Raw genomic sequence first — 24363 nt, 5'->3', positions numbered from 1 at the left:
CATGGAAAGCAAGGGGAGGTTGCAGTGCGCCGGGAGGTGAAGCAATGTCTGATCAGGACGACCTGATCCGAGCTGCCATCGGACGGCTGCTCGCCGAGAAGACAGGCGCTGCCGTCATATCGATGAGAGAGAGCATCACCGAGCTTCTGGCGCTGACCGGTGCCGCGCTGGACGAAAGACTGCAAGACCTGCTGCTGGAAATGGCCGAAGTCCGCGGCATGATGGTCGCTCTCGACTTCTGAGCAGAATTGGCTGGGATGCCGCCGCATGCATCGGCAGCGCTTTCATCCCGGCAGCCTCTAACCTTACTGCGCCCAATATCGGGCATCGCATTTCAGGCCGAAAGCGGACAGGCAGTTTTGGACTTCCGATGAAGATAGCAGACCAAAGCCGAAAGTAGCGGTCGAACAATTTCGCGGGCGACCGGCAGTGTGATCGCCGGCCGCTGTCCAACGCACTATGCCCTGGCGGCCAATGCGGCCGCTTTGGCCGACAGTGTCGAGTGGGACGGCGAACTCGCAAGGGCCATTGCCGGCAATGTCGAGACAAATGTTCATAAAGATTCAGGTTGGTGCGGCTTGAACTACTGAGCCCATGACTGATATGCGATTTGGTGGGGTCTCACATAGGCGGCAAGATTGCGTGCAAAGTACTGCGGATGAGATCGGTTCCATTGGCTCGACAACCACGCCGGTGCGGGAACTGACGCCTGACGAGCGCGACCGGATGTTTGCCTTGTATGAAACCTACTACGAGGCAGTCGATCGCAATGTTTTCGAACGCGATCTCGCCGAAAAGGATGCTGTCGTGATCATCCGGTGCGACCGGGAGATTATCGGCTTTTCGACTTATCTTGTCAGGCCACTGGCCATGGGCGGGGAGACTGTCCACTATCTCTTCTCCGGCGATACCGTTCTTCATTCCGCGCGTTGGGGCGACCCCGTGTTGCTGCGCGGTTTCTTTCGCGCGGCCGGCGCTGCCAAGGCCGCGGTGGCGGGCCGGTTGTTCTGGTTCTCCATCATCGGAGGGCATAGGACGTTCCGCATTCTCCCCAATTTTTTCTGCGACTTCGTTCCAGCCGTCGATGGGCCGGTTTCGGCCCGCCTGCAGACGATCCGCGATGCTATCGCAACTGCCCGATACGGGCGTCAATTCGAGCCGTCGACCGGACTGATCGACTTCGGCCTGTCGCAAGGCCACTTGCGGGAACAGTGGGCAGATGTCGAGGAAACAGCATTCCGCAACCGTTTTGCCGCCTTCTTTCTCCGGGCCAATCCCTTCTACTTCCGAGGTGTCGAACTTGCCTGCCTCGCGGAATTCGAACTCGGCAATCTGAAGCGCTATGCTGCCGCGAGTTTTGCCGAAGGGCTGCAAGATGGGCGCTGAGGCCTGGGCACGGATTGCCGGCGCGACCGCGGCCGGGGATGCCGGTTTTCGGGCGCGGCTCGGTCAGATCGAGGCCACGCAGCGCTGCCTCTTGCGGCGGCTTGTAGAAGCCAATCCCGCGACTGTGTTTGGTGGTGACCACAACTTTGCCAACGTCGCTTCGGCCGAGTCCTTTCGCGATCTCGTGCCGATCTGCGGCTACGAGGCCTTGTCGCCATACATCGATCGTGTCGTCGCCGGAGAGGAGAATGTGCTGACTGCCGAGCCGGTCCGGTTTATCGAGCAAACCGGCGGCAGTTCCGGTGGCGCGAAATACATCCCGTATACCGACACGGGCCTGCAGGCCTACACCGATTGTCTCTATCCCTGGATGTCGGAACTGATACGGCGCCGGCCGGGCGTTGCGCAAGGGCACAGCTATTTCGCGCTAAGCCCGGTAGGCCGCGGCGCAAGCGAGCGTGTCGGTGCGCGCAGGTTGGGCAGTCCTGTTCCTTTTGCTTATTTCGGCGCCTTACGCGATAGCCTGATCCAAGTTTCGGCGGTACCGATGGATTTGAGGCTGCTCAGCGATTTCGCCGAATGGCAAAGGCAGACCTGCCTGCACCTGCTGGCGGCCGAGGATCTGAGCCTGATCTGGGTCTGGAGCCCGACCTATCTCACCGAAATCCTGCGCGCGATGCAGCGCGATGCCGAGAGCCTGTTGCCGGAGCTTGCGGACAGGCTGGGCGCCGTGCGGCCGCCGGACGTGGTGCGCCGCCGCATTGCTGCGCTGGAGGGCGCGCTTGGAAGTTCACAGCTGTCGGCGATCTGGCCTCGCCTCGACACGATCAGCTGCTGGACAGACGCCTCCAGCAGTGGCTTTGCCGCCGCATTGCAGGCGCAATTTCCGCATGTCTTCATCCAGTCCAAAGGGCTGATGTCTACCGAAGCTGCCGTTTCGTTTCCCTATGGCGACGGGTCCGGGTGCATCCTGGCATCGCAAAGCGGGTTCTTTGAATTTGTCGATGAAAGCGGTGCCAACCTTTTCGCGTGGCAGTTGGAGGCAGGCCTGACCTACCGGCTTATCGTGACCACAGGCTCCGGCCTCTATCGCTACGACACGCAAGACATGGTCGAAGTCACCGGGTTCACCGGTGACACGCCGCGCCTGCGTTTCAGCGGGCGTACCGGCATGGTGTCCGATCTCTGTGGGGAAAAACTCACGGAAGCCTTTGTCGTGCGCTCGCTGGCCGAGGCCGGTCTCGATCATCGTACCTATTCGCTGCTGGTGGCGGTCGCGACGCCGCACCCGCATTACCGGCTTTTCGTCGAGACCGGTCGGGGGCGGGCCGTTGAGGTGCTTGGCGGCGGCCTCGACCATGCGCTCAAGGCCAATCCGCAATATGAGTATGCCCGCCGCATCGGCCAGTTGGGGCCGCTGCGGACGACCGGCGTGGACGACCTCTATGGCAGGCTGAAGCGCCACCGCATGAAGGGCGGCACGGGCATCGCCGGAATGAAGGCGCCGGTTCTGCTCACTCGATCGGACGCAGCGCTTCTAGCGGCACTCGGGGCGGACAAGGAGGACACCCTAGGATGATGCGGCATCCCGTGTTGCGGAAAATCCCGGCTTGTCGAGTAAAGGCATGAAAACTGGACAAGCGACCATCCGGTCAGGCCGTCAGCCGCAAGGTCAGCGCATCCAGGCCGCGGATCGAGGAATTGTCCATCCAACATGCAGCAACAGGCTCGACGGTTCTCCAGTGGGTGAGTGCGGCTTCCAGCACCGCGACACCTTCCATTTCGGCCAACGCCCTGCCGATGCAGACATGCGCGCCCCGGCCGAAGGCCAGGTTCTGCCTGCCGGCCCGGCCGAGGTCGAAACGCGATGCGTCGGCAAACTGGGCCGGGTCGCGGTTGGCAGCGCCGACAAGCAGCACCATCAGCCGGTTCTTTTCGATTTCCTGGCCGCCGATGATTACAGGCTCAAGCGGCCAGCGGCAGATCTTCTGCACCGGGCTTTCCAGCCGCAGCGTTTCGGCAACGGCACTGGCAGCAAGCCGGCGGTCGGCCCGCAGGGCCGCCCACTGGGCGGGCTGGTGAGCAAGATGGAACAACATGTTGCCGATGAGGTGCACCGTGGTCTCGTGACCGGCGAAGGCCAGGAAGGCGATGTTGCGACCGGCAGCCGTCAGCCCCAACGCATCGACCAGGCCGGCCAGCCCGGTCAGCAGCGGCGGCATTCGCCCAGTGGCAAGCAGATGGCGCAAATGCTCGACGAAGTAGCAGGACATCTCGTCGGCGGAGTTGGCGCCGCCGAAGGCATCATCGAAACCGGTATCGAGAAGGGCGCGGATCGAACCCGACCATGCCCGGATCATCGGCATGTCCTGGTCCGGTACGCCAAGCAGGCGGCAAATGACACGTTCGGGCACGGCGCGCGTGAAGGCGGCCACGACTTCGGTCGTCCCGGACAAGCCGGAATCGCCCATGAGGTCTTCGATCGTTTCAGCTACAATGGGACGCAAAGCCGGCATGCCCTTGCCGACAAAGGGCTGCTGCAGAGCCTGGCGCAGGGCGGCGTGAGCGCTGCCTTCCTGATAGATCAGCCAGTCGCGTATCGCGGAATCCGGATCCTCCATTACATCGGCCGGCGGCACGTGCGAAAGCTTGCGATTGGCGAGGCTGCTCGAAACAAGATCGTAGCCGGTGAGATAGACATCGCCCCACGGCGCCTGCCAGACCGGAGCGCGCCGTCGCATTTCATCGTGGATAGCATAGGTGTCCGCGGCACCTTTGAAAGCACCGGCGCGAATCCCTTGCCAGGGATGCCGGCCGGAATTGAACACAGCATTGGAGGGGGATTCGGTATGCATTGCCTTGCGAGAAGTCCAATCTTGTCGGCCAAGACAGTGGTGTGTCGTGCACGCCCGGATATCGACACCCGGCCATGACCAACAATCAGGGGCCGATTTACTATTTCTGCACGCGCCAACATGCTTACACGATGGGCGTACTGCTTGGCTATTACCAGCATGGGCTTGGTGATCTTGTCCGGATCATTCCCTACGAACTGGCCGCGAGGCTCGGCCCCCTCGCTCCCGGCACCTTCATCTTTACGGATTTTGAAAGGCTGGCGCCGGCTCAATTGCAGGCGGCGGTCTCCCTCCATGAGCGCATCGCCTCGCTCAATCCGGGCCTGTTGCTGCTCAACGATCCAGCAATCGTGCCACGCCGCTTTGACTTGCTGAAACGCCTGAAGGCCGCGGGCCTCAACCATTTCGATGTGCATCGGCTGGGTGAGCGCAAGTCTGTACGCCGGTTTCCAGTTTTCGTGCGCTGGGAAAGCCAGCATGAGCCGCCGTTGACCGGGCTGATCGACGGCGCGGATGCGCTGGAAGCAGCGATTGCCCGTCTGCCGGGCCATGTCCGTCAAGACCCGGACCTGATGATCGTCGAATATGGCGCGGCTCCCTCGGCCGATGGGCGGTTCCGCAAATACTCGGCTTACAAGGTCGGCCCAACCGTCTATCCGCAGCACTGCTTCATCAATGAGAACTGGTACATCAAGTTTCCGAGCACCCGCTTCACCGAGGCCGACAGGGCCGAAAGCCGCGCCTACGTGGACGACAATCCGCATGCCGAGCAGATCGGGCGTGTCTTCGCCCTGGCCGGCATCGACTATGGGCGCATCGATTACGGCATCGTCGACGGCCAGGTCCAGACCTTTGAAATCAATAACAACCCGTCCGTTCTGACGCGGCCGCCTGGCTGGGAGGCGGGGGTGGATTACAGCCGCTACGCCGAGATGCATGAGCGGGCTCTGCGTGGCATCATGCGCCCGGTCTCGGGCCTTGACCTTTTGCTCGGCAACGGCACCATGAGCGTCGATGCCATCCACGCCGATGCCATGCATGTGGTGCGGCAGAGGATTGCGGGATTCTCCCGGCGTCGGCGCCTGTCCCTGCGACCGCTCAAGAAGCGGCTGGCGCGGCTCTTGGGCTGGGAGTGACATGAGCGCAACTGGGCTTCACACTTAATGCAATGCAGCCCCTAATCGCTCCACTGCCCACGCGGGGCGGCATCCCACAGCGAGTCGTCGTTTGACCGCAGCGGAACCGCTTTGCACACTGCCGCGCTAACGCTGCTCGATCAGCGTCTTGGCCGCGTCTTTCCCCGCCGAGAGGATGCGGTCGGACAATTCCGTTCCGCCCACGGCGCGGGCCATTTGCAGCGTGCCGAGGAGCGTTGCAAAGACAGCCAGCGCCACGCCCTCCGGATCCCTGGCCTGCGGTAGCGCTTGCGCCAACTGGCGCACCAAAACCAGCAGGTGGTCTGTATAGGCTTCACGCGTTTCAGGCGGCTGACGGGCGAGCTCCGGCAGCAGCGCAGCTGACGCGCAGCCCTTTCCGGGATTGTCCCGGTGCTCGGCCGACAGATACGTGTCGATGGCCATCCCCACGCCCGAAGCCAATGCTTCCGCCAGTTGCTGCGCCTGAAGCTCCATCGCCGCCGCCACGCTTTCGCGGACAAGCTGCGCCTTGGATTGAAAGTGCGGATAGAAGGCGCCGTTGGTCAGCCCGGCGTCGCTCATGATGGTCGCCAGTCCGGACGCGGCGATGCCGTCGCCGCGAAAACGGTCGGCGGCGACCTCCAGGATCCGGCCGCGCGAGGCGTCCTTCCTGCCCTTTTCGTAGCGCATGGCTGCTATTCCTTTCTGCTATTGTATTATGATCATAATCTGATATTACGACTGTAATTTAACGGATGCAAAAAAGCTAGCCCTCATGAGTTTGGAGCACGAAATGAAAACGAATGCCGGAAAAACCGCTGTTGTGACCGGAGCCTCGTCGGGCATCGGCCGCGCCAGCGCCGAGGCCCTGGCGCGGGCAGGGTTCACCGTCTTCGGAACCAGCCGGCGCAAGGCCGGCAACGATCCGGACGGGGTGACCATGCTGATCTGCGACGTGACCGACGGTGAGGCCGTTGCCGCACTCGTTTCGACGGTACTCTCGCAGGCCGGTCGGATCGATCTCTTGGTCAACAATGCCGGCGTCGGCCAGCTTGGAGGCGCCGAGGAATTCTCGATTGCACAGGTGCAGGCCCTGTTCGACGTCAATCTGTTCGGCGTCATCCGCATGACCAATGCGGTGCTGCCGTCGATGCGGCGGCGTGGCGAAGGGCGCATCGTCAATATCGGCTCTGTGCTGGGACTGGTGCCGGCGCCGTATTCAGCGCATTATTCGGCGGTCAAGCACTCGCTCGAGGGCTATTCGGAATCGCTCGACCACGAGGTTCGTGCCTTCAATATCCGCGTCTCGGTCATCGAGCCGGCATTCGTTCGCACCGTCTTCGACCAGAACGGGATCCAACCGGATTCGCCGCTGCAGGAATACGATCAGGCCCGAGCTACGATGGAAGCGCTGCTTCGCGATGTGATGCCCGTAGCCGACCGGCCGGAAGTGGTGGCGCAAGTGGTCGTCAAGGCAGCGACCGATGCCCGTCCGCAACGGCGCTACACCGCCGGCAAGGCTGCGCGCCAGGTCAGCCTGCTGCGCCGCTTTGCCCCCGCGGGAATCTTCGACAAGAGCCTGCGCAAACAGTTCCGCCTGCCGGTTTGAACGACAGCGAGCACAGGATTTCACGCACATGCGACGCACCAAAATCACTATCGGAAAGTCACTGCCATGAAGGCATTCGTCGTCGACAAATACAGCAAGAACGGCACGCTGCGGCTGGCCGAAATGCCGGAGCCGAAACTCGGGGACAGCGATGTCCTGGTCGAGGTCCACGCCGCGGCGGTGAACCTGCTCGATTCCAAGGTCAGAACCGGAGAGTTCAAGCTGATCCTGCCCTATCGCCGGCCCTTCATCCTGGGTCACGACGTGGCCGGGAGGGTTGTGCGCGTGGGATCGACAGTCCGCAAGTTCAAACTGGGCGACGACGTCTATGCGCGGCCGCGCGATGGCCGGATCGGGACGTTCGCCGAGTTCATAGCCATGGATGAAGCCGACGTGGCCCTGAAGCCCGGGAACCTCAGCATGGAGGAGGCGGCCTCGATCCCGCTGGTCGGCCTGACCGCCTGGCAGGCGCTCGTCGAAAGGGCCAACCTGAAGAAGGGACAGAAGGTCTTCATTCAAGCCGGCTCCGGCGGCGTGGGGACATTCGCCATCCAACTGGCAAAGCATCTCGGCGCGACCATTGCGACCACCTCCAGCGCGGCGAGCGCCGGTCTGGTCAAGGGGCTCGGCGCCGATGTCGTCGTCGACTACAGGAAAGACGATTTCGAGAAAGTCCTTTCGGGCTACGACGTCGTCTTGAACAGCCAGGACGCCAGGACACTTGAAAAATCACTGAATGTGCTGAAACCGGGTGGCAAGCTCATCTCCATCTCCGGCCCACCGGATCCGGAATTTGCCAGGGAAAAGGAACTGAACGTGGTGCTGAGGCTGGTGCTTCGCCTGCTGAGCCGCGGTATTCGAGCGAAAGCCAAGCGCCGTGGCGTGACGTTCTCGTTCCTTTTCATGTGGGCGCAGGGCGAGCAGCTGAGCAAGATCGCATCGCTCATCGAATCCGGCGCGATCCGCCCGGTCGTCGACCGGATATTTCCCTTCGAGGCGACCAATGAGGCGCTGGCCTATGTCGAAACAGGACGCGCCAAGGGCAAGGTCGTCATCAAGGTCAGATAGCAACTCAGCTGCGATCGAGGTCAGCCGCGCCGGGCTGCGTCGATCGCCGCGACGTCGATCTTCGTCATCTCCATCATCGCATCAAAGGCGCGTTTGGCTTCCTCGCCGCCAGCGGCCATAGCCTCGGTCAGCGTGCGCGGCGTGATTTGCCAGGACACGCCCCATTTGTCCTTGCACCAGCCGCACACGCTCTCCTGGCCGCCATTGCCGACGATGGCGTTCCAGTAGCGGTCGGTTTCCTGCTGATCGTCGGTGGCGATCTGGAACGAGAAGGCCTCGCTCTGCTTGAATGTGGAGCCGCCGTTCAATCCGATGCAGGGAATGCCGGCAACGGTAAATTCGACCGTCAACACGTCGCCTTTCTTGCCGGACGGAAAGTCGCTCGGCGCACGGTGAACGGCGCCCACGTTGGTGCCGGGAAAGGTCTCCGCGTAGAAGCGTGCCGCAGCCTCGGCGTCCTTGTCGAACCAGAGGCAAATCGTGTTCTTTGGTATCTTTGGCATTGCGGGTTCCTTTCGGCGTTGGAGTTGGCGGGGTCAGCCCAGGAGATTGCGTGCCGTGCGCATGAAGATCCTTGACCCGATCGGGATCAGGTCGTCGGGAAAGTCATAGTCGGGATTGTGCAAGGCAGGATGCCGCTCGCCTGCACCGAGGAAGAACATCGCCGACTTGGCACTATGGCCGAACAGGCCGAAATCTTCCGAGGCGCGCATCGGCAGGGCTTCTTCGCCGTGCGCGACGCCCTCTTCATCGAGCGCGCGCCGCAGATGCTCCACCGCGTCCTGCGCGTTGACGCTGGCGACGAAGATCTCGTGATAGTCCCAGCGGGCGGAAAGGCGATGCTCGCCCGCGATCCTGGCGACCAGTGCTTCGGCAGCAGCGCAAAGGTTCGCCATGCGCTCGTCACGCCGGGTGCGCAGCGTTGCCCACACCTGCGCATGAGCCGGCGCGATGCCGAACACGGCCTCGCCCATCGCGGCATGGGTGACGGTCAGCATGGAGAAGTCGTCGGCGGCGAAGGTTCCGCGCCCGAGCGCCGGCAGTGCCGGCATCAGTTCACTGATCGCCAGCATCGGCGAGATACCGGTCTCCGGCATGGATGAATGGGCGGTCTTGCCCTCCAGTATTATGCGCATGCCGCGTGACGCACAGTTGACCACGCCGGGCTTGAGCCGCACCTCGCCGAACGGCACGCCAGGCAGGTTGTGCAGCGAGAAAGCGAAATCCGGCGCGATCTCGCCGAAGCGGGGATCGGCGACGACGCCGGCCGCGCCATTGCCGGTTTCCTCCGCCGGCTGGAACATCAGCACGACGCGGCCGCTTGCAGGCCGCTCGCGCCCCAACTGCCGTCCGAGGGATGCCAGGATCGCGGTGTGTCCGTCATGGCCGCACATATGCGACTTGCCCGGCACGTGCGACGAATGCGGCACGCCTGAAAGTTCTTCGATAGGCAAGGCATCGAGTTCCGAACGGAACAGCACCGTCGGCCCCGCTTTGCCGCTGTCATATATGGCCGCGACGCCGTGCCCGCCGAGCTGTGTCAGCACCTTGTCCGGCCCTGTATCGGCGAGGAAGGCGACGACCTCCTTTGCCGTCTTCTCCTCTTCATTCGAGATTTCCGGATTCTGGTGCAGCTGGCGCCGCCACGCGGTCAACTCGACGATGTCTCGGTTGGTCAGAGTCATGCTTTTTCAGCCTCCGCTGCATTCTTCATCGACACATCCAGTCACAGGGGGTGTCAAACGCAATGATGAATTGCTAGCGATAAAGGGCAGTTCCCGCCACAGTCCAAGTTTCAGGCTTCGGCAGGCCAGAAACGACCGTTCTCCAGGCCATCCTCAGCCTATTGATTGATCTCGGGCTCGACGAGCTTTGCCAGATTTCTGAGCGATTCCTGCCAGCCCAGATAGCAGGCCTCGACCGGAATGACGTCCGGTATGCCGGCCTGGGTGATGTCGATTTCAGTGCCGACCGACACCTTTTTCAAGATTACGGTCACCCGTATCTCGCCGGGCAGGTTGGGATCGTCGAATCTGTCGGTGTAGAGCAGGCGCTCGCCCGGAACGAGTTCGAGATACTCACCGCCGAAGGCGTGGCTGTCGCCGGTGGTGAAATTGCGGAACGACATCTTGAACGTGCCTCCGACCTTTGCCTCGAAATTATGGACCGTGCAGGTGAAGCCGTTTGGCGGAAGCCACTTGGCCAGCGCGTCCGCTTCAACGAAGGCGCGATAGACCTTTTCAGGGCTGGTCGTCAGAACGCGGTGCAAACGTACGGTGCCGGGCATATGCTGGATCCTTTCATAAATGCCTGTTCGATACCCCAAGGACGAACGAGGCGTAACCAGTCCGACATTGGTTTGCGAATTTTTTGACGGGGTGCGGCCTGCCTACGCTGCGGGCATGCCCTTCGACCCCGCGCCTATCAACACGAAGCTCGGACGAACTGCATCGGCTCCGGAGCTGGCGTTCACCTGCTAAATCGGGTTCCTGAGCCATCTTGTTGTTCAGGCGCGGTTTTACCGAGCGGCGCGAACGGCCGCGCGTTCCGGTCAATGCTTCGAACGCCGCTAAATAGGGCAGCGCGTCCTTGCCGTCCATGTGCCGATCATTAGAATTTGCATCTGATCAGAGTTGATTTCCTATCAGGCCGTTAATGCGGCCATGCTGTTAATCAGCATTTGCTAATTAGTCTTTCGAACCTGAGGCAAGCAATGACCAAGAATCTCGGCAATGCACGTCATACGCCGGCGAAGGACCAGCAGGTCTCCCTTCTAGGCAAGGCGGCGCCGGCACTGTTTCCGCTGGTCGTGGCGGCACTGGGTTACATGGTTGGCAAGCAGTTCTTCGGCATCTAGGCGCGAAGTTCCGTTCCCTCAAACGTCTCGGCGGACCGGCCATCTCAGCGCGCGGGCCGCCGTTTGCGTTGCAGCGGCGTGTTGCCGGGCATCAACGTCAAACATGCACGTCGCCAAAGGACAGTTCGCCGTCGTCATCGGCCGTGAAAAAGACGATGGCAAGCAACCCGACATAGAATGCGGCCACGACAACCACGATCGCCACACCGGGAACGGGACCAAGGGCGGCGCTGTCCACGGCTTCGCGAAGCGAGCCGGCAAAACCGGTCCTGACGCCCACGGTTTGAAGGCTGGGTGTGGATATCTTGAGCACCCAGGCCAGCAAGAGGATCAGGAACAGGTAGATGTAATTTCGCCGCAGCCGACGGGCTAGCGCGACGCGCTGCGACAGCAGGAATTTTGGCGCGCGCAGGCCTTCGCCGACGATGAGCAGCCAATCCGAGGCGAAGTCGGGCTGTGGGGAAAAGATCTGCGCGAAATAGTGGCGTTCGAACTGGCGTACGCGCGCCCGATAGAAGTCGAAGAACCGATAGCGGCGCGCCTCGATCCACAGCAGCAGCAGGATCAGCAGCATGGCGAACAGCAGCACGCCGTGATGTGCACTCGCCGTCGACAGTGATACCGAAAGCAGCGCCGCCGCCACCGTGATTGCCCAGTTGGTCGTCAGGTCGAGCCGGTCGCGCCATCCCGCCATGCGAGCGATCTCGGCGCGGTGGAAATGGGACAGCGTGTTGACGCGCTCCGCCGATGAAAGGACGGGGCCAGCGGGCTTTGCCGACGCGTCGTTCATGGCATCCTCCGGCAAGGAACAGAACAGTTTGCCGGCAACATTGTTCCCTGGTGCTAGGCGGTCATGGGCGCCTCTGGATCAACGAAGCGGCGTTGCCTTGCATGGAGAGGGCATAGAGCTTCTAGTCCCGTTCCGACTCCAGCCGCTCGCGAAAACCGTCAAGTTCCGCCTGAGCGATGCCGGCGACCTCGGCGTTGCCGGGGTAGCTGCCGCCCGCGACCTCGTTGCGGAAGCCCGACAATGCTTCGACCCGAGCATCCCTCACTGCCTTTTGCAGCACGGTCAGATCACCCCAGGCTCGCGCATGGCGGGGCAGGCGGGCACTCTCGCCGCAAATGTCCGAGGTGAACAGGAAGACCACGTCGGCCTCGGCGCCCGAGCCGAGCGACACGGTAACCAGCGATGTGCGGCGGTTGATCTCGGCCATCACCTCAGCAGCGATGATCTCGCATTCGACGGCAAAGGCACCAGCGTCTTCCAACCTGCGAAAACGCTCCCACAAGTCGAGCGCCTCGGCTGATGTCTTGCCGACGGCCCTGATGCCGCCGACCCAGGTGGATTTGCGCGGCACGAAACCGAGATGGCCCATCACCGGGATCTGTTCGTTGGCGAGCATGCGCACGGTGTCGAGACCACGCCCGGTGATGACGGCGTCGGCACCCGCCGTGATAGCGGAGAAGGCGGTTCGCAGGATCTCGTCCGATGTCACCGCGTCGGCGAAGCCTAGCGCGGCGGTGACGAAGACGCGGCGCGACCCTTCGCGCACGCGGGGCACGTTGGCAGCGCGGCAGACGACCATCTCGATGCCGGCAGCCTCGGCGGCTGCTGCCTCTTCGGCGGTTTCGGCGGTCACCTGGGCGACACGCCGTCCGCTGCCCTTCAGCGCGCGCAGGCCAGCAACCGTCACGCTGCGCTCGACCTCGCGGCCGCCGAAGTCGAAGATGCGCGGCATCTCAGCCCTTCAGCTTCTTGGCATAGTAGTCGGGCGCGACGACACCGGGCTTGGAGAACCATGCCGGCACGTCGACGCCGGAATAGAGCAGGATGTTGCCCCACGGATCGAAAGCGCCGGTGCGCACGATGACCTTGGCCTTGGCCGCCATTTCGCCAAGGATGGTCTCGTGCGTCGTGGTCTCGAAATCGGCGTCGGGAAACAGCCGCTTCAGCTTGGCCAGCAGCGGTGCATTGTGCGCCGGCAGCGTATCGGCATAGCCGACGCGCTCGGCGATCAGGTTGGCCGCGATCGGCGCCAGCACGGTTTCGAGATCCGGCACGTCGGGGGAGATGGCGAGGTCGATGCGCCAAGCGCTCGACGGGATCGGAAAGCCCGCATCGCAGACGATCATCAGGTCGTCATGGCCCATCGAGGCGATGGCGTGCGACAGTTCGGCGTTGAGCAGCCGGTTACGGTTCATGTCGTTTCCTTCCAGGTTGTCTTCATTGCTTCGGCATAGAGCGCGTCGGCCTGTGCCCGCCCGGGCAGGCCCGGAATGACTCCGAGCTTTGTGCAGGCGATGCCGCCGCAGACGACGCCGAAGCGGACCGCGTCGACGATGTCGCGTCCTTCGGCCAGCGCCACCGCGAAGCCGGAATTGAACGCGTCGCCGGCGCCGGTGGTGTCGACCACGGCGACCGGCACGGCTGGCACCATCACATCGAGATCGTCGGTCAGGATCAGCGCGCCGCTGCGGCCGAGCGTCACCACCACATTGCGCACGCCGCGCCGGCGCAGTTCGCCGGCAAGCTCGCGCGACGAGCGTGGGTCGTCGGCGGGCAGGCCGAGCAGGATGCGCAACTCGCTCTCGTTGGGGGTCAGATAATCGACGGAGGCGAAGATCGCGTCGGGAAGCTGGCGTGCCGGTGCCGGATTGAGAATGGTGCGGGCGCCGTGCTTGCGGCCAAGCTGCATGGCGCGGGCGGCGGCGGCGATCGGCACTTCGAGCACGGTCATGACGACATCGCTCCCGGCGATGCGCTCTTCGGCCGCGTCGACGGTCGCGGCATCCATCAGCTCGTTGGCGCCCATGTCGAGGATGATGAAGTTCTCACCCTTGTCGTTGAGGATGATGAAACCGACGCCGGTGGCGCGCTCGGTTCTCGTCGTGACCAGGCTCGCATCGACGCCCTCGGCGGCATAGAGGTCGGTGGCGATGCCGGCCAGCTTGTCGGTGCCGATGATGGCGACCAGCGCCGAACGCGCACCAAGCCTTGCCGTGGCCACCGCCTGGTTGGAGCCCTTGCCGCCGGCGCCCATGTCGAAATCGGTGCCGAGCATCGTCTCGCCGAAGATCGGCAGTTTTGGCGCCCGCATGGTCAGGCCGACCGCGAAACTGCCGACGATTGTAATTCTTGGTGTGCTCATCAGTGCCTCGTTCAGGATGCCATGGCGCGGGCCAGGATCGCTTCCTCGTTGATACCGGCTCCGGTCAGTTCGCCCGATATGCCACCATTGCGCAGCACCAGAACGCGTTCGGCGTTCATGATCAACTCGGGGATCTCCGACGAGATCATCACCACCGCGACGCCCTCGGCGGCGATGCCGCGCAATATGGCGTAGATTTCGGCCTTGGCGCCGACATCAACGCCGCGCGTCGGCTCGTGCAGCACCAGCACGCGCGGGTTTGTGACCAGGCTGCGCCCGAGGATGATTTTCTGCTGGTTGCCGCCCGACAGTGTCGCCAGTTTCTGGCCAAGATGTGAAATGCGCGCGTCAAGCCGCGCGACCTGCGCGCGGGCCTCGCGGCGCACGGCACCACGCCGCATGAAGCCAGCCAGCGAGAAGCGCGGCAGCGAGGCCGAGACGACATTGTTCGCGACGCTCATCGACAACAGCGCACCGGCGCCGCGCCGGTCGGCCGGCACCAGCGCCATGCCGTTGCGGATCGAGGCTTGCGGGTCGGCTGCGCGCAATTCCTTGCCGTCTATGGTGACGCGGCCGCTGCGCTGGCACAGGCCAAACAGCGCCTCGCCCAGCATGTCCTTGCCGGAATCCGGCAGGCCGCCAATGCCGAGGATTTCGCCGGCGCGGGCATGAAAGCTCAGCCTGTCCACCCCTGGCGCGGTCAGCTTCTCGACCGACAGCACTATGGGCGCGTCATCCGACCGCGCTTCAGCTTGCAGCGACCATTGCGCCGCCGTGTCGAGATCGCGGCCGACCATGGCGCGGATCAACCGGTCCTCCGACAGGCCGTCATTGTCCATTGTCTCGATGGTACGGCCGTCGCGCATCACGGTGACGCGGTCGGCAAGGTCGAGCACTTCCTTCAGGTGATGCGAGACGTAGATCACGGTGACGCCTTCGCCGCGCAATTGCCTGACGATCTCGAACAGACGCTCGCTCTCGCGCTTGGACAGCGCCGAATTGGGTTCGTCGAGCACCAGCACGCGGGCGCGCTGGCGGATGGCGCCGGCGATCTCGACCAGCTGCATCTCTGCCACCGACAGGCGCGCGACCCTGGTGTCGGGATCGAGCGCGCCCATGCCCAGCCGGGTCAATGCCGAGCGCGCTTCGCGCCGCATCCGGTCGCGCGGTACGAAGGACAGCGACGAGCGCGCCGCCATGTCTGACATCATGATGTTTTCGGCGATGGTCAGCGTCGGGCAGAGCGCCAGTTCCTGGTAGACCACCGTGATGCCGGCGGCGCGGCTGGCCAGCGGCGAGGCAATGGTGGCGGGGCTGCCGTCGATACGGATTTCGCCGCTGTCCGGCTGCAGGTCGCCAGCAAGGATATTCATCAGAGTCGACTTGCCGGCGCCGTTCTCGCCGATGACGGCATGCACCTCGCCGGGCCGGAAGCCGACGGAAATGCGGTCGAGTGCCAGCACCCCGGGGAACCGCTTGGTCAGTCCGGAGATTTCGACGATGGGGGCGGGGGTCTGTTGCTCTGTCATTGGCGGGCTGACCAAGCAGGTCCGCCGGCCCAAAGCCGGCGCCCCCGCAGGGCTGGCTTGTTACTTCTTGGCCACCTCGGCGATGTTTTCCTTGGTGTAGATGCCGACGCCGGTATCGACATTGTCGATCGGCTTGCCGCTGAGGAACTGCACGATCAGGTCGACCGCGGCAAAGCCCTGCTTTTCGGGCGCCTGGTCGATCGTGGCATCGACATTGCCGTCCTGGACCAGTTGCACAGTCTGGTCGAGCAGGTCGAAGCCGACCACCTTGACCTTGTCGGCGGCCTTGTTGCGTTCCACCCAAGTGCCGGCGGCCGGCGTCGAGCAGCATTCGAGCGACAGGACGCCGGTGATCGACGGATTGGCGAGCATGGCGTTCTCGATCGCCGCATAGATCTTCTGCGGGTCAGTGCCGGTGTTGAGCGTCGAGACCACCTCGATACCGGACTCGGCCTTCAGCGCCTCGCGCGCGCCCTTCTCGCGGTCGAGCGACCACTGTGCGGCGGCGTCGATGGTGGTGATCATCACCTTGCCCTTGCCGCCCAGCACCTTGGCCATCAGCTTGCCGGCCTCGCGGCCGGACTGGACGAGGTCCTGGCCGGCGAAGGCGAGGCGCTTGCTCTCCGGATTGTCGGTGTTGAAGGTGACGACCGGGATGCCGGCGGCGATGACGCGGTCGATCACCGGCGCCAGCGCGTCGGTGGAGACGGAGGAGATCGCCAGCCCGTCCATCTTGCCCATCAGCGTCTCGATCTCCGAGATCTGGCCGTCGGCATCGGCGCCGACCGGGCCGATGAACTGGGCGCCGACCTTGTCCTCCTTGGCGGCGCGCTCGACGCCAGCCTTCATGAACGGTGCGAATTCGTTGGAGACGTCATGGTAGGAAACGTAGATGTCGAGCGGCTGCCCGGCATCGATCTTGGCCTTGATGCGCGGCGCCAGGGCGAAATCGGCGAGCTTGGATTCGGCGTGGGCCGACAGTGGAAACAGACCGAGCGTGGCTGCGAGAATGACGTGTCTGATGTTCATGGATAGTCCTCCCTTTTTGGTTGCTTCTGTTTTTGCGATTAACCCGTTCGGCGCGTGCTCCATTTGTCGATGCCGACCGCGATGATGATGACCAGGCCGATCATCAGTTCCTGCACGAAGGGCGACACGCCGAGCAGCACCAGGCCGTTGCGCATGACGCCGATGATCAGCACGCCCAGAATGGTGCCGAGGATGGTGCCTTCGCCGCCCGACAGCGAGGCGCCGCCGACGATGGTGGCGGCGATGACGTCGAGCTCCAGGCCGAGCCCGGTGCGCCCAGCCTGGCTAGAGGGCAGGAAGGCGAGGCCCAGAATGCCGGCGAGAGCGGCGAGCACGCCCATCAGGATGAAGGCTGATATCTTGACCTTGTTGACGGAGATGCCGGAGACACGCGCGGCCTTGGCGCTGCCGCCGACGGCGTAGACGCGGAAGCCGAAATTGGAGAAGGACAGCACGATCCAGGCCAGCGCCGCGACGATGACGAAGAACACCAGCTGCATCGGGATGATGGTGAACAGATAGCCCTGGCCGATGAAAGAGAAGGTCTGCAGCACGTCGGGCAGTGCGCCGTTGCGGGCGTTGACCGTCACCGGCTGGCCATTGGTCAAGATGAGGGCGGCACCACGCACGATGGATAGCATGCCCAGCGTCGCGATCAGCGAGGGCAGGCGGCCATAGGTGGAGAGCACGCCATTGATGAGGCCAATGGCGACGCCGGTCATCAGGCCGACTCCGATCGCCGGCAGCAGCGCCCAGCCGGCAATGATCAGCATACCGGTGGCGAGGCCTGAGAACGCATAGGTAGAGCCGACCGACAGGTCGACCTCGCCGGCGATCAGCACGAACGTCATGCCGACCGCCATGATCCCGAGCAACGAGATCTGGCGCCCGACATTGAGCAGGTTCAGCGATGTCAGGAATCCATCGGTGGCGAAGGACAAAACCAGGCACAGCACGAGCAGCGCGATGAACACGCCCGCCTCGCGCGCCCGCAACAGCCGCGCCACCGTGAATCGGTCCGTGGCTGGCGCGCGCGCGCCGGTCCTGACCGCATCGGCCATATAGTATCCTCCCTGCGCGTGGCCCGCCGGTCCTCACCAGCGTGGCCACCCTCCGTTTTCATCGACCCGAGCCGAGCTCGTGCGCGGGCCGCTGCTTCAGGACCTGTCCCGAACTGATTCAGGATCAGGCTTTATCTCCCTGTTCGGTCATGATTTTTCGAAAAGCCGTTGCGGCTCGCCGGATCATGGCCGGGTGCGGGCATCACAGCCCATACCCTGTATTTGCAGCGTCAGGACGCCTCGCGAAAAGAGCCGGCCGGCACCTTGCGCATCTCGTCGAAGTTTCCGTAGTCGCGCACCTTCTTGAAGGGCGCGTTCTCCACGGCGTTGTAGGAGCAGATATAGCCCCAGCGATAGGTGTCCGAACGGTTGGCATCGGAGCGGTGGAGCAGATTGCCGTCGAAGATCAGGGCGTCCCCGGCTTCCATCTCGACATAGATGTGCTCGAAGCGCTTCAGCGCCGCGTCCAGATGTTCCTGCTCGACATTGGTCTGGTCGTTCTCCCTGATATGGTTGAGGCGGCCGAGCTTGTGCGTGCCTTTCAGCACCTGCAGGCAGCCGTTCTCGCGGGTCGCCTTGTCGAGCGCGACATAGATGCTCATCATCTCCGGCGCCAGGCAGCCGTAATTGTACCAGTAGCCGAAATCCTGATGCCATTCCCAAGCGCCGCCCTCGTTGGGCTGCTTCATCGTCATCTTGTGGCTGTAGAGGTAGATCGGCTTGCCAACGGCTGCCTCGGCCAGATCGACCATGCGCTCGTCGCGGGCCAGAAGACCGTACTTGTCGTCTTCGGCCTTGGTCCACATCTTCAGAAGGGTGGTCTTGCCCTCCTTGTCGCCCTTGGCCATCACGGCGCCGCTCTTGTTTTCCGCCTCGAGCTGCTTGCGGGCATGGCCGCGGAAATCCTCCACTTCCGCCACGCTCAGCAGCCCCCTGCGGATAATGTACCCGTCGCGGGCATAGAGCTCGGTTTCCTGCTTGGTCATTGCCAACATCGTCTTGCCTCCCTGGTCCCATCGGGCCGCCACTGGCGCAAAGCGCCTGGAGACCCGCAAAACTCGAGGGATCCGGCCACTGCTTGCCGAGATCCCGTCCTCTTGAGAACGACCATAGCGGCGCCTGGCAGCGAACAAAATGGACAGCAAGGCACTCTCTTTGTATAAAACGCGCATGCAAGGAAAGACATCGGTTTTCGAGAGTTTCCACTATGTGCCGGCGGCCGGATGGACGCGCACGGCGTTCAGCGTGCTGCGCGCCGGCAAGGTTGCCGCGGCGTCCGATTATCGCATCGAGCGGCCCGTCTATCCCGGCCAGGACATCCTCTATTGCCTGTCCGGCCGGGGTTTCGTGGAGACGCTGGGGCAAAGGCTGGAGGTGCGCGCGAACCAGCTGGTGTGGATGGCAAACGAGGCGCCGCATGTGCACGCGGCCGATCCGGCCGATCCCTGGACCCTGCTCTGGTTCAGGCTCGACGGACCCGATCCGGCCATCCTGCGGCGCAAACTGTTCGGCGAAGGGATATTGCGGACCGTGTTCACGGAAGGCACCGGCCCGGCGCCGTGGTTCGAGCGGCTGTTCGCGGCATTGCGGCGGCGCGATGCCGGGCTCGACCTGCGCCTCAACCAGCTGGTCGCCGAATTCCTGCTGCTGGTCGACCGTGCGGTGAACGGTGCCGGCAATGACGATCTGCCGAAGCCGCTTGCCGCAGCACTCGACGCCATGCGCGCCGCGCCCGGTTCCGCCTGGACGGCGCCGGACCTTGCCACCGTCACCGGCCTCGGCGCCTCGCAGATAAGGCGGCTGTTCCAGAAACATCTGCGCACGAGCCCTCACCAATGGCTGATGCGCGAGCGGCTGATGCAGGCGCAATCGCTGCTGGTGCAGGGCGACCAGCCGCTGGCCGAGGTCGCCGAGGCCTGCGGCTTTTGCGACGTCTATCATTTCGGACGCGAGTTCAAGCGTTCGGTGGGCATCTCGCCGGCGGCCTGGCGGCGCAGCGAACTGAGTGTTGCGCCGGGACGTTAGTTGATACTTACGATTCCTTTCAGGCGGTTGGCCGCAACCGTTCAGGTCTTGAGTCGGGCCGGCCTTGAGAATCTCCGGTCCCTGGGCAACATGGCGACGATGGCCGAGGCACGAACATGAACAAGCCAATTTCCACCGCACCTCGCACGTCCCCGCCGCGCAAGGCGCCGATGGCGCTGACCGAGGACCTCATCGCCCGCACCATGCGTGCTGTCGAGGATGCCGGGCCGACGCCGGGCATGGTTCACATGACCGATGCCGACTATGCGCGTATCCGCGACGAGGTGCTGGCCGGCTCTCCGGCCGGGCCGCTGAAACTATTTGCCTATGGCTCGCTGCTGTGGAAGCCCGCCGGCGAGGTGAGGGGCGGAGAACGCGCGGTGGCCAGCGGCTGGCATCGTTCGTTCTGCTTCACGGTGCAGCGTTTTCGCGGCACGGTCGAAAAGCCCGGCTTGATGATGGCGCTCGATCGCGGCGGCCAGTGCCAGGGTATGGTGTTCGAGATCGCGGAACCGGTGGCGGCTAACCTCGAAGCGCTGCTGCGCCGCGAAATGACCATCCTGCCCGCCGTCAACGTGCCGCGCTGGCTGCAGGTCAGGACCGAAGGCGGCTCATGCCGCGCGCTCGGCTTCGTCGTCGATCCCGCCAATCCGCGTTATGCCGGCAAGCTCGACAAGCAGGCGATCGCTGCGACGCTGGCCACCGCCGTCGGACATTGGGGCTCGGGCGCGCAATATCTTTTCGAGACCATCCGCCACCTGGATGCGTGCGGCATCCGCGACCGCAATCTGTGGGCGTTGCAAGCGTTGGTGGCCGAGGAGATCGGAAGGGTGCCGCGCCTCACCCGTCCCTGAGCCATACCAGCATCTCGCCGGGCTCGCGGTTGTCCCAGGCGAAATAGGGAATGGCGGTCAGGCGCGTCTGCGCGGTGGCCGGCGGCTCGGGCCTGTAGAGCCCGTCCTGCCAGCCGTCGGAGACATCGGCAAGTGCCGCGGTCGACAGCGTCACCACGCCTCCGAGAAGTTCCGGCCGGTGCTGCGCTTCGATGGTGGCCGTCCGCGGCAGCGTCAGGCGATGCGGCTGGCTCTCATTGTCTGATGCCTCGACGCAATAGATCAGCGGGCCACGTGACAGCGCGACGCGGCCGGCATCCTGGCGCACCTGCGGGTTGGCATAGAGCCGCTCGATCGGCATTTCGAGATCTAGCCGGACATTGTCGCCCTTTTTCCATGTCCGCTTGATCGCGGCGTAGCCGTCGCTGGTGATTTCAGCCAGCTTGATGGCTTCGCCGTTTACCTTCAGTCCGGCACTGGCGCTCCATGCGGGAATGCGCAGGTGCAAGGTGAATTCGACCGGCGCCTGCGGTTCGAGCGTGATCTCGACGGCGCCGTCCCAGGGATACCTGCTCGTCTGCGTCAGGATGACCGGGACGCCCGATATGTCGAAACGTGCGGTGGAGTCGCCATAGAGGTGGATGGCCAGCGCATCGTCGGCCAGGCTGTAGAAATAGCTGCCGATCGAGGCGACCATGCGTCCGATATTGGGCGGGCAGCACGGGCAGCGGTGCCACTTCCACCTGTTGTGCTTGCCCCGGCTTTCCAGTGGGTTCTCGTAGAAGAACAACGAGCCGTCGAGCGACAGGCCCGAGATCGAACCGTTGTAGAGGGCGCGTTCCATCATGTCGGCGTAGCGGGCGTTCGGCCCCATGCCCAGCATGCGGCTGGCCCAGAACACCAGGCCGACCGCCGCACAGGTCTCGGCATAGGCGCTCTCGTTGGGCAGGTCATAGTCGCTGGTGAACCCCTCATTGTGCGCCGACGGTCCCAGTCCGCCGGTGATGTAGAGGCTCTTGGTGGTGAGATCGTCCCACAGAAGGTCGAGTGCTGCTCGCAGCGTATCGTCGCCATATTCGGTGGCGATGTCGGCCATGCCGGAATAGAGGTACATCGCCCTGACAGCATGGCCGACGACCTTGTCCTGTTCGCGCACCGGGATGTGCGACTGGCTGTATTCATAGGTCTTGAAATGATAGGCCTTCGGGTCGGCGCCGCGAGCGCGGGCCTCCTCGTCGAAGTAATGCGGTTGCTGCCCGCGCTGGTCGATGAAGTATTTCGCCAGCTCCATGTATTTGCGCTCGCCGGTCACCCGTGCCAGCTTGACCAGCGCCAGCTCGATCTCCTCATGGCCGCAATAGCCCTTCTTCTTGCCGGGCTCGGGACCGAGCACGGACGCGATATGGTCTGCATAGCGGCACATGATATCGAGCAGCTTGCGTTTTCCCGTCGCCTGGTAGTAGGCGACCGCGCCCTCGATCAGGTGGCCGGCGCAATAGAGCTCGTGGCAGTCGCGCAGATTGGTCCAGCGCTTGCCGGGCTGGATGCGCTGATACCAGCTGGAGAGATAGCCGTCCTCCTGCTGCAGCCTGCCATACATGTCGATGACGGCATCGATCTTCTTCTCCAGTTCGGGATTCTTGCGCCGGTAGAGCGAATAGGCCGCGGTCTCGATCGTCTTGCCGAGATCGGAATCCCAGAACATCTGCGTGGTCACCGTCGATCCGGTGAATTCCGCGCCCTGGCGGTCGGCTTCGTCGGGAGAGGGCGAGTGGAAGGGGATGACGACGCCGGGCGAGGGCCGGTCCGGATCGATCTGCTCCAGCATGCGGGCCTCGACGCAGCGCTCGTAGAGGATATCGGCGGTGCGCGTGGCTACGGCGTCGGCGCGGTCGCCCCAGAAGCCGTGCACGTCGACCTGCGGCACCGGCAACGGGCGGAAGGCGAGCTTTGGGTTTCCGGTTTTTGCGGATGGCGATGCGGTCATGAACTTACTCCATTCGGTCTGTCTATTTGACGGCCCCGGCCATCAAGCCACGGATGTAGAAGCGCTGCAGCGCCAGGAACAGGATGAGGCACGGCACCATCATCACGGTGACGCCCGCCTGCACCGCGCCCCAGTCGATGGCGCCGAAGCGGCCCGACTGCAGTGCGGTCATCATCACCGGCAGCGTGAATTTGGACTGGTCGGTCATCAGCACGAGTGCGGCGAGGAATTCGTTCCAGGCGCCGAGGAAGGCAAACAGCGCGATGGTGACGACGCCCGGCCAGACCAGCGGCAGCATCACTTTCCAAAGCATGGTGAGATTGCCGGCGCCGTCCATGCGAGCGGCTTCCTCGATCTCGCGCGGCACCGCGTCGAAGGCGTTGCGCATCATGAAGATCGAGAACGGCAGTTGCAGCGTCACATAGACGCCGACCAGCCCGGTCAGCGTGTTGTGCAGGCCGAGCTTGGTCAGCACCAGGAAGATGGGCGTCAGGATCGACTGGAACGGGATCATGATCGTCGACAGGATGAGGATGAAGAACAGGTCCTTGAACGGAAACCGGAACCGCGAAAAGCCGTAGCCGGCCAGCACGCTGACGGCGACCGACAGAACCACCGTCATCACCGAGACATAGATGCTGTTTTGCGCCGAGACCCACAGCCCGTCGCCGAAGCTGTTGAGCGTGGCATAGTTCTCCAGCGAGAACCCCGACGTCGGCCACGGCGGCAGCGGCGGCAGGCGTGCTTCGGCCGCCGGCTTGAACGCCGACAGCACCGCCCAAACAATCGGCGCGGCAAACAGCACCGAGGCGACGATGCCGGTCGAATGCTCTGCGATGCGGGCGGCGAGCTTGCGGTTGCGGGAGGCGGCCTGCGCCATCAGTCGAGCCCCTCGGGTTTGCGCAACAGCCAAAGTTGGACGAGGCTGAGCGCCACCAGGACGACGAGCAGCACCATGGAAAGTGCCGCGCCATAGCCGAGCTTGAACGACACGAAGGACTGGTTGAAAATCCAGTAGACCGCCGTCAGCGTCTGGTTGCGCGGGCCGCCGCGCAGGATGATATAGAACTGGTCGAAGGCGAGGATCGAGCCGGCGACGGAGAGGATCAGCGCCAGCGCCAGCGTACGGCGCATCAGCGGCAAGGTGATCGCCCGGAACCTGGCGAAAGGGCCGGCGCCGTCGATGACGGCGGCTTCCTGCAGGTCCTGCGGGATCGATTGCAGGCCGGCCATCAGGATGATCATGGTGAAGCCGGCGACCTTCCAGACGACCATGGCGATGATCGACCAGAAGGCCGGCTGGAAGGTGGCCAAAAGGTTGAACTTCCTGTCGATCAGGCCAAGGTCATAGGCGGCCGGGCTGAACAGGCCGGAATCGACGTTCAGCAGCCATGACCAGAGCAGGCTGGCCGAGGCGAAGCCGACAACCGCCGGCATGAAGAACATGGTCCGGTAGAGATTGGTCAGCGGCCGCGGCCGTTCGACGAACAGCGCCAGCGGAAACGCCACCACGAAGATCGCGATCGTGACGATCACGGTGTAGTAGGCGGTAAAGCGCAGCGCGTTCCAGAACCTGGTGTCGCGCAGGATGGCGATATAGTTGCCGAGGCCGATATAACTGTGCTCGCCCATCAGCGGCCAGTTGTGCAGCGACATCCACGCCGTCATGCCGAGCGGGATCAGGAAGAAGACGACGACCAGCGCAACAGCCGGCGCGACATAGAGCAGGCCGATCCATTGTTGGCGGCCGGCGACTTTGCGGGCGCGGGGCGGGGCGGTGGTTGCTGCGATGGAGGTCATGGCTGTTCCCTTGGCGCTGCGTCCCCCTCCTCCTTG

Annotated in this window: 25 protein-coding genes; 9 read left to right on the top strand and 16 right to left on the bottom strand. The window is 63.7% G+C overall.

What is annotated here, in order from left to right; translation table 11 throughout:
• Nucleotides 1–44 precede the first annotated feature (44 nt).
• The 3 genes from EN943_RS05695 to EN943_RS05685 all read left to right on the top strand — a co-directional run bounded on the left by EN943_RS05695 (nt 45) and on the right by EN943_RS05685 (nt 2965).
• Complete coding sequence (locus tag EN943_RS05695) at nt 45–242, top strand: hypothetical protein (RefSeq protein ID WP_023809368.1); 198 nt, start codon at nt 45–47, stop codon at nt 240–242.
• Between the two features lie 400 nt (nt 243–642).
• Entirely contained in the window at nt 643–1386 is a 744-nt protein-coding gene (locus tag EN943_RS05690) for a hypothetical protein (protein WP_127411846.1), read from the top strand.
• The gene (locus EN943_RS05685) at nt 1376–2965 is read left to right on the top strand and encodes a GH3 auxin-responsive promoter family protein (RefSeq protein ID WP_164778084.1); all 1590 of its coding nucleotides are present in this window, start codon (nt 1376–1378) and stop codon (nt 2963–2965) included. Before EN943_RS05690 ends, EN943_RS05685 begins: the two co-directional genes overlap by 11 nt.
• A gap of 73 nt (nt 2966–3038) precedes the next feature.
• On the opposite strand, the gene EN943_RS05680 is transcribed toward EN943_RS05685, so the two are convergent.
• Nucleotides 3039–4241: a cytochrome P450 gene (locus EN943_RS05680; protein WP_127411844.1), complete on the bottom strand. Its 1203-nt coding sequence runs from the start codon at nt 4239–4241 to the stop codon at nt 3039–3041.
• 74 nt (nt 4242–4315) lie between these two features.
• On the opposite strand from EN943_RS05680, the gene EN943_RS05675 reads away from it, so the two are divergent.
• Nucleotides 4316–5377 (top strand): hypothetical protein, encoded by a 1062-nt coding sequence (locus EN943_RS05675; RefSeq protein WP_127411843.1) that lies wholly within the window; start codon nt 4316–4318, stop codon nt 5375–5377.
• 126 nt (nt 5378–5503) lie between these two features.
• Here EN943_RS05675 and EN943_RS05670 read toward each other — a convergent pair whose 3' ends face one another.
• Nucleotides 5504–6067 carry a TetR/AcrR family transcriptional regulator gene (locus EN943_RS05670; RefSeq protein ID WP_127411842.1) on the bottom strand — a complete coding sequence of 188 codons (564 nt, stop codon included), beginning with the start codon at nt 6065–6067 and terminating at the stop codon, nt 5504–5506.
• A gap of 103 nt (nt 6068–6170) precedes the next feature.
• Between EN943_RS05670 and EN943_RS05665 the strand changes: the two genes are divergently transcribed.
• Together EN943_RS05665 and EN943_RS05660 are read left to right on the top strand one after the other, a co-directional pair.
• Complete coding sequence (locus EN943_RS05665; RefSeq protein WP_127411841.1) at nt 6171–6986, top strand: oxidoreductase; 816 nt, start codon at nt 6171–6173, stop codon at nt 6984–6986.
• A gap of 66 nt (nt 6987–7052) precedes the next feature.
• On the top strand, nt 7053–8054 hold the full coding sequence (locus EN943_RS05660) for an NADP-dependent oxidoreductase (RefSeq protein ID WP_127411840.1): 1002 nt from the start codon (nt 7053–7055) through the stop codon (nt 8052–8054).
• A 20-nt stretch (nt 8055–8074) separates the two neighbouring features.
• On the opposite strand, the gene EN943_RS05655 is transcribed toward EN943_RS05660, so the two are convergent.
• From EN943_RS05655 to EN943_RS05645, 3 genes are all read right to left on the bottom strand, one after another.
• Nucleotides 8075–8548 carry a VOC family protein gene (locus EN943_RS05655; protein ID WP_206522732.1) on the bottom strand — a complete coding sequence of 158 codons (474 nt, stop codon included), beginning with the start codon at nt 8546–8548 and terminating at the stop codon, nt 8075–8077.
• A gap of 42 nt (nt 8549–8590) precedes the next feature.
• Complete coding sequence (locus tag EN943_RS05650) at nt 8591–9739, bottom strand: amidohydrolase (RefSeq protein ID WP_127411838.1); 1149 nt, start codon at nt 9737–9739, stop codon at nt 8591–8593.
• A gap of 158 nt (nt 9740–9897) precedes the next feature.
• Complete coding sequence (locus EN943_RS05645) at nt 9898–10341, bottom strand: SRPBCC family protein (protein WP_127411837.1); 444 nt, start codon at nt 10339–10341, stop codon at nt 9898–9900.
• 426 nt (nt 10342–10767) lie between these two features.
• Here EN943_RS05645 and EN943_RS05640 point away from each other — a divergent pair, with 426 nt between their 5' ends.
• Nucleotides 10768–10911 (top strand): hypothetical protein, encoded by a 144-nt coding sequence (locus EN943_RS05640; protein WP_081714329.1) that lies wholly within the window; start codon nt 10768–10770, stop codon nt 10909–10911.
• Between the two features lie 97 nt (nt 10912–11008).
• Here the strand turns inward: EN943_RS05640 and EN943_RS05635 are convergent, their stop codons facing one another.
• The 8 genes from EN943_RS05635 to EN943_RS05600 form a co-directional block, all read right to left on the bottom strand.
• Nucleotides 11009–11701 carry a DUF2270 domain-containing protein gene (locus EN943_RS05635; protein ID WP_127411836.1) on the bottom strand — a complete coding sequence of 231 codons (693 nt, stop codon included), beginning with the start codon at nt 11699–11701 and terminating at the stop codon, nt 11009–11011.
• Between the two features lie 121 nt (nt 11702–11822).
• The gene (locus EN943_RS05630) at nt 11823–12653 is read right to left on the bottom strand and encodes a 3-methyl-2-oxobutanoate hydroxymethyltransferase (protein ID WP_127411835.1); all 831 of its coding nucleotides are present in this window, start codon (nt 12651–12653) and stop codon (nt 11823–11825) included.
• 1 nt (nt 12654) lies between these two features.
• Entirely contained in the window at nt 12655–13116 is a 462-nt protein-coding gene (gene rbsD / locus EN943_RS05625) for a D-ribose pyranase (protein ID WP_127411834.1), read from the bottom strand.
• Entirely contained in the window at nt 13113–14063 is a 951-nt protein-coding gene (locus EN943_RS05620; RefSeq protein ID WP_127411833.1) for a ribokinase, read from the bottom strand. Before EN943_RS05620 ends, rbsD begins: the two co-directional genes overlap by 4 nt.
• Before the next feature lie 11 nt (nt 14064–14074).
• Complete coding sequence (locus tag EN943_RS05615; protein WP_127411832.1) at nt 14075–15592, bottom strand: sugar ABC transporter ATP-binding protein; 1518 nt, start codon at nt 15590–15592, stop codon at nt 14075–14077.
• 60 nt (nt 15593–15652) lie between these two features.
• Nucleotides 15653–16621, bottom strand: coding sequence for a sugar ABC transporter substrate-binding protein (locus tag EN943_RS05610; RefSeq protein WP_127411831.1), 969 nt, complete (start codon nt 16619–16621; stop codon nt 15653–15655).
• Between the two features lie 38 nt (nt 16622–16659).
• Nucleotides 16660–17682 carry an ABC transporter permease gene (locus EN943_RS05605; protein ID WP_127411830.1) on the bottom strand — a complete coding sequence of 341 codons (1023 nt, stop codon included), beginning with the start codon at nt 17680–17682 and terminating at the stop codon, nt 16660–16662.
• A gap of 230 nt (nt 17683–17912) precedes the next feature.
• Complete coding sequence (locus EN943_RS05600; protein WP_127411829.1) at nt 17913–18677, bottom strand: phytanoyl-CoA dioxygenase family protein; 765 nt, start codon at nt 18675–18677, stop codon at nt 17913–17915.
• Between the two features lie 175 nt (nt 18678–18852).
• Between EN943_RS05600 and EN943_RS05595 the strand changes: the two genes are divergently transcribed.
• Together EN943_RS05595 and EN943_RS05590 are read left to right on the top strand one after the other, a co-directional pair.
• A complete protein-coding gene (locus EN943_RS05595) occupies nt 18853–19707 on the top strand; it encodes an AraC family transcriptional regulator (RefSeq protein WP_245475588.1) in 855 nt (284 codons plus the stop codon).
• Between the two features lie 116 nt (nt 19708–19823).
• Entirely contained in the window at nt 19824–20561 is a 738-nt protein-coding gene (locus tag EN943_RS05590) for a gamma-glutamylcyclotransferase (RefSeq protein WP_127411827.1), read from the top strand.
• Here the strand turns inward: EN943_RS05590 and EN943_RS05585 are convergent.
• From EN943_RS05585 to EN943_RS05575, 3 genes are read right to left on the bottom strand one after another with little or no spacing between them, the layout of a single operon-like run.
• A complete protein-coding gene (locus EN943_RS05585) occupies nt 20548–22527 on the bottom strand; it encodes a glycoside hydrolase family 127 protein (RefSeq protein WP_127411826.1) in 1980 nt (659 codons plus the stop codon). The two genes, EN943_RS05590 and EN943_RS05585, sit on opposite strands and share 14 nt — an antisense overlap.
• Before the next feature lie 22 nt (nt 22528–22549).
• Complete coding sequence (locus EN943_RS05580; protein ID WP_127411825.1) at nt 22550–23407, bottom strand: carbohydrate ABC transporter permease; 858 nt, start codon at nt 23405–23407, stop codon at nt 22550–22552.
• Nucleotides 23407–24327, bottom strand: coding sequence for a sugar ABC transporter permease (locus tag EN943_RS05575; RefSeq protein WP_127411824.1), 921 nt, complete (start codon nt 24325–24327; stop codon nt 23407–23409). The genes EN943_RS05580 and EN943_RS05575 overlap by 1 nt, the downstream gene beginning before the upstream one ends.
• Nucleotides 24328–24363: the final 36 nt, after the last annotated feature.

This window comes from Mesorhizobium sp. M7A.F.Ca.US.006.01.1.1 (assembly GCF_003997935.1).
GTDB lineage: Bacteria > Pseudomonadota > Alphaproteobacteria > Rhizobiales > Rhizobiaceae > Mesorhizobium.
This window is presented reverse-complemented; position numbering and strand designations above follow the sequence as displayed.